Raw genomic sequence first — 3,953 nt, 5'->3', positions numbered from 1 at the left:
ATTTAGAAAACTTAACAGATATAGAAGATAAACCCAATTATAATTTTGTAAAAGGAGATATTACCGATCTTGAATTATTAAGGAGCCTTTTTAAGCAATACAATTTTACAGCGGTATTGCATTGCGCTGCCGAAAGCCATGTGGACAGATCAATTACCGATCCGCTGGCATTCATTACCACCAATGTTTTGGGTACAGCATCTTTATTGCAGGTTGCAAAAGAAAGCTGGAACAATAATTTTACTGATAAAGTATTCTATCATATTTCTACCGATGAAGTGTATGGTTCATTGGGAGAAACAGGTTTTTTTACTGAAGAAACTGCTTATGACCCACGCAGCCCTTACTCTGCATCTAAAGCGTCGTCCGATCATATAGTTCGTGCATTTTATCACACGTATAAAATGCCCGTAAAAATCAGCAACTGCAGCAACAATTACGGCCCATTTCATTTTCCCGAAAAATTAATACCGCTTTGTATTTTCAACATCATCAATAATAAACCCCTTCCCATTTATGGCAAGGGAGAAAATATAAGAGACTGGCTTTTTGTAGAAGATCATGTAAGGGCCATCGATGTAATTTTTCATAACGGTAAAGTTGGGGAAACCTATAATATTGGCGGCCACAACGAATGGACCAATATTGCATTGGTAAAAGAATTGTGCAAACAAATGGATGAAAAATTGGGCAGAGAAAAAGGAACTTCAGAAAAATTAATTACTTATGTTAAAGACAGGGCTGGCCACGATTTGCGGTATGCTATTGACGCCACTAAGTTAAAAAATGAATTAGGCTGGATGCCATCTTTACAATTTGAAGAAGGCATTAGTAAAACAATAGATTGGTATCTTGAAAACGAAAAATGGCTGGAAGAAGTTACCAGCGGGAATTATCAGAAATATTATAACAAACAGTATGGCGTTTAGGCGTTTAGATGTTTAGTCTGCAGCATAAAAATATTTATCACTTTTATAAAAGTAAAATATATGAAAGTTTACTCTTTTGAAAAATTAGATTGCTGGCAACATGCACGCCAATTAGCAGTATGGACTTATAAATCTACTAAGCATTTTCCATCAGAAGAAAAATTTGGTATTATATCTCAAATGCGAAGAGCCGCTATTTCAGTTGCCTCAAATATTGCAGAAGGAACTTCCCGTAAAACAGCAAAAGATCAATCACACTTTAGTACAATTGCTTACAGTAGTACAATTGAATTATTGAATGATTTAATTATATCAAATGATTTAGGATACTTAGCAAACGAAAATTATTCAGAAGGCAGAGATTTGATTGAAAAACAAACTTTGCTAATTGCTGGATTAAGAAAGTCTCAACAAAAAACAAGGTTTCTGTCTTTCTTAAACTTCCTAAACTTCTAAACCCTAAACTTCTAAACTAAATCAATGAAAGGAATTATTTTAGCAGGCGGCTCAGGCACAAGATTGTACCCCATCACCATGGGAATAAGCAAACAATTAATGCCCATTTATGATAAGCCAATGATCTATTATCCGCTAAGCACATTAATGCTGGCAGGCATAAAAGAAATTTTAATAATTACAACACCTGACGATCAGGCACAGTTTAAAAGATTGTTAGGAGATGGCAGCCAGTGGGGATGCACTATTGAATATGCAGTGCAGGAAGTGCCTAACGGCCTGGCACAGGCGTTTGTAATTGGCGAAAAATTTATTGGTACCGATAGTGTGGCATTAGTATTAGGCGATAATATTTTTTAAGGCAGTGGCTTTAGCAAATTACTGCAGCAAAGCGTAAATCCTGATGGTGCAGTTATTTTTGCTTACCCGGTAAGCGATCCGGAAAGATATGGGGTAGTAGAATTTGATGCAGATTTTAACGCATTAAGCATTGAAGAAAAACCACTAAAACCAAAAAGTAATTATGCCGTACCAGGTTTGTATTTTTATGATAATGAGGTGGTGAATATTGCAAAAAACATTCTACCAAGTGCAAGGGGCGAATATGAAATAACCACAGTAAATGATACTTATCTTAAAAAGAAAAAATTAAAAGTGGCTGTGCTCAACCGTGGCTTTGCATGGTTAGATACAGGAACTTTTGAATCGTTAAGCGACGCAGGCGAATACGTAAGGGTAGTAGAAAAAAGGCAAGGCTTAAAAATCGGCTGCCCCGAAGAGATAGCCTGGCGCATGAAATTTATTACTAAAGAACATTTAGTAAAACTGGCAGAAGATTTAAAGAAAAGCGGTTATGGCGAGTACTTAAAAAAAATTGCAGAACAAAACTAACTCATGGCATATTTTGCACACCCTACAGCAATAATTGACGACAATTGTATCATTGGAGAGGGTACAAAAATCTGGCATTTCTCTCACATTATGTCAGGCGCTGTAATTGGTAATAATTGTAACCTGGGGCAAAATGTAGTCGTATCATCCAAAGTTGTTTTAGGCAATAATGTACGGGTACAAAATAATGTAAGCATTTACGAAGGTGTAATTTGTGAGGATGATGTTTTTTTAGGCCCCAGCATGGTATTAACCAATGTAATAAATCCCCGCAGTGCGGTAAGCCGTAAAAACGAATTTAAAACTACGCTGATAAAAAAAGGGGCATCCATTGGTGCCAATGCAACAATAGTTTGCGGCAATACCATTGGCAGTTTTGCGTTTATCGGTGCCGGTACTGTGGTTACAAAAGATGTGCCTGCGTATGCATTAATTATTGGTAACCCTGGCAGGCAAACCGGCTGGATGAGTGAGTACGGCTACAAATTAAAATTTAATGAAAATAATATTGCCGTTTGCGAAGAAAGTAAACAAAAATATATTTTAGAGAATAATGAAGTAAAAAGAATGGTTTAGAAGTTTAGTTCGGATGCTGTAAAATACTCTAAACCTCTAAACCCCTAACCCCTAAACTTTCTAAACCAAAACATCTAAACAAAATCTGCATGAAAAATTTTGCATTAATAGGAGCAGGGGGATACATTGCACCACGCCACATGAAGGCAATAAAAGAAACCGGCAATAATTTACTGGCAGCTTTAGATAAACACGATTCGGTGGGTATTTTAGACAGTTATTTTCCACAGGCAGATTTTTTTACAGAGTTTGAAAGGTTCGACCGCCATTTGGAAAAACAAAAAAGGCTGGGCACTAAAACAGATTATGTAAGTGTTTGCAGCCCCAATTATTTACACGATGCACACATACGCTTTGGCCTGCGCATTGGTGCCGATGTTATATGCGAAAAACCAATTGTACTTAACCCCTGGAATATTGATGCACTTTTAGAAATTGAAAAAGAAACGGGTAAAAATATTTATACTATTTTACAATTGCGCCTGCATCCTGCAATTATTGCTTTAAAACAAAAAATTGATGGTGCACCTGCCGATAAAAAATACAATATCAATTTACAGTACATTACTTCCCGGGGCAACTGGTATCACACAAGCTGGAAAGGTGATATACAAAAAAGTGGAGGTATTGCCACCAATATTGGTGTACATTTTTTTGATATGCTCATGTGGATTTTTGGAGAGGTAAAAGAAAATAATGTAATACAACATACTGCCAGTACCGCAGCTGGAAATTTAGTATTACAAAAAGCAACCGTAAACTGGATGCTGAGTATTGATGCCAATGTATTACCTGCCGGTGTAAAAGCAGCAGGCAAACGCACTTACAGAATGTTAACTATAGATGGCGAAGCCTTTGAATTCAGCGATGGGTTTACAGAATTGCATACAAAAAGCTACAGCGAAATAATTGCGGGCAGAGGTTTTCCTATGAGTGAAACCAAAGCGGCTATTCAAGTGGTGCATGATATAAGAAATACGAAATAACCCCTTCTTCAACTAAATCAACACCACCTGCATAATAGCCGTTTCAATTTACATTATACGTTATAAATCTAAAATATTAAGCTGTTCATGGTATATTTGCGGTCTTAAAAATAAT

Annotated in this window: 4 protein-coding genes and 1 pseudogene; all 5 read left to right on the top strand. The window is 36.5% G+C overall.

What is annotated here, in order from left to right:
- Positions 1 to 929, top strand: a 929-nt coding sequence (gene rfbB / locus ACY65O_RS14635; protein WP_462221600.1) for a dTDP-glucose 4,6-dehydratase, incomplete at its 5' end; no start/stop codon positions are given.
- 60 nt (positions 930 to 989) lie between these two features.
- A complete protein-coding gene (locus ACY65O_RS14630) occupies positions 990 to 1,385 on the top strand; it encodes a four helix bundle protein (RefSeq protein WP_462221599.1) in 396 nt (131 codons plus the stop codon).
- Between the two features lie 24 nt (positions 1,386 to 1,409).
- Positions 1,410 to 2,276, top strand: a pseudogene (gene rfbA, locus ACY65O_RS14625) (glucose-1-phosphate thymidylyltransferase RfbA).
- A 3-nt stretch (positions 2,277 to 2,279) separates the two neighbouring features.
- Positions 2,280 to 2,852, top strand: a complete 573-nt coding sequence (locus ACY65O_RS14620; RefSeq protein ID WP_462221598.1) for an acyltransferase — start codon at positions 2,280 to 2,282, stop codon at positions 2,850 to 2,852.
- Between the two features lie 89 nt (positions 2,853 to 2,941).
- Entirely contained in the window at positions 2,942 to 3,838 is an 897-nt protein-coding gene (locus ACY65O_RS14615) for a Gfo/Idh/MocA family oxidoreductase (protein WP_462221597.1), read from the top strand.
- Positions 3,839 to 3,953 lie beyond the last annotated feature (115 nt).

It is taken from the genome of Ferruginibacter sp. (genome assembly GCF_031430955.1).
Taxonomy (GTDB): domain Bacteria; phylum Bacteroidota; class Bacteroidia; order Chitinophagales; family Chitinophagaceae; genus Ferruginibacter.
Note: the sequence above shows the minus strand (reverse complement) of the source record. Positions and strands in the feature narration are given on the sequence as shown.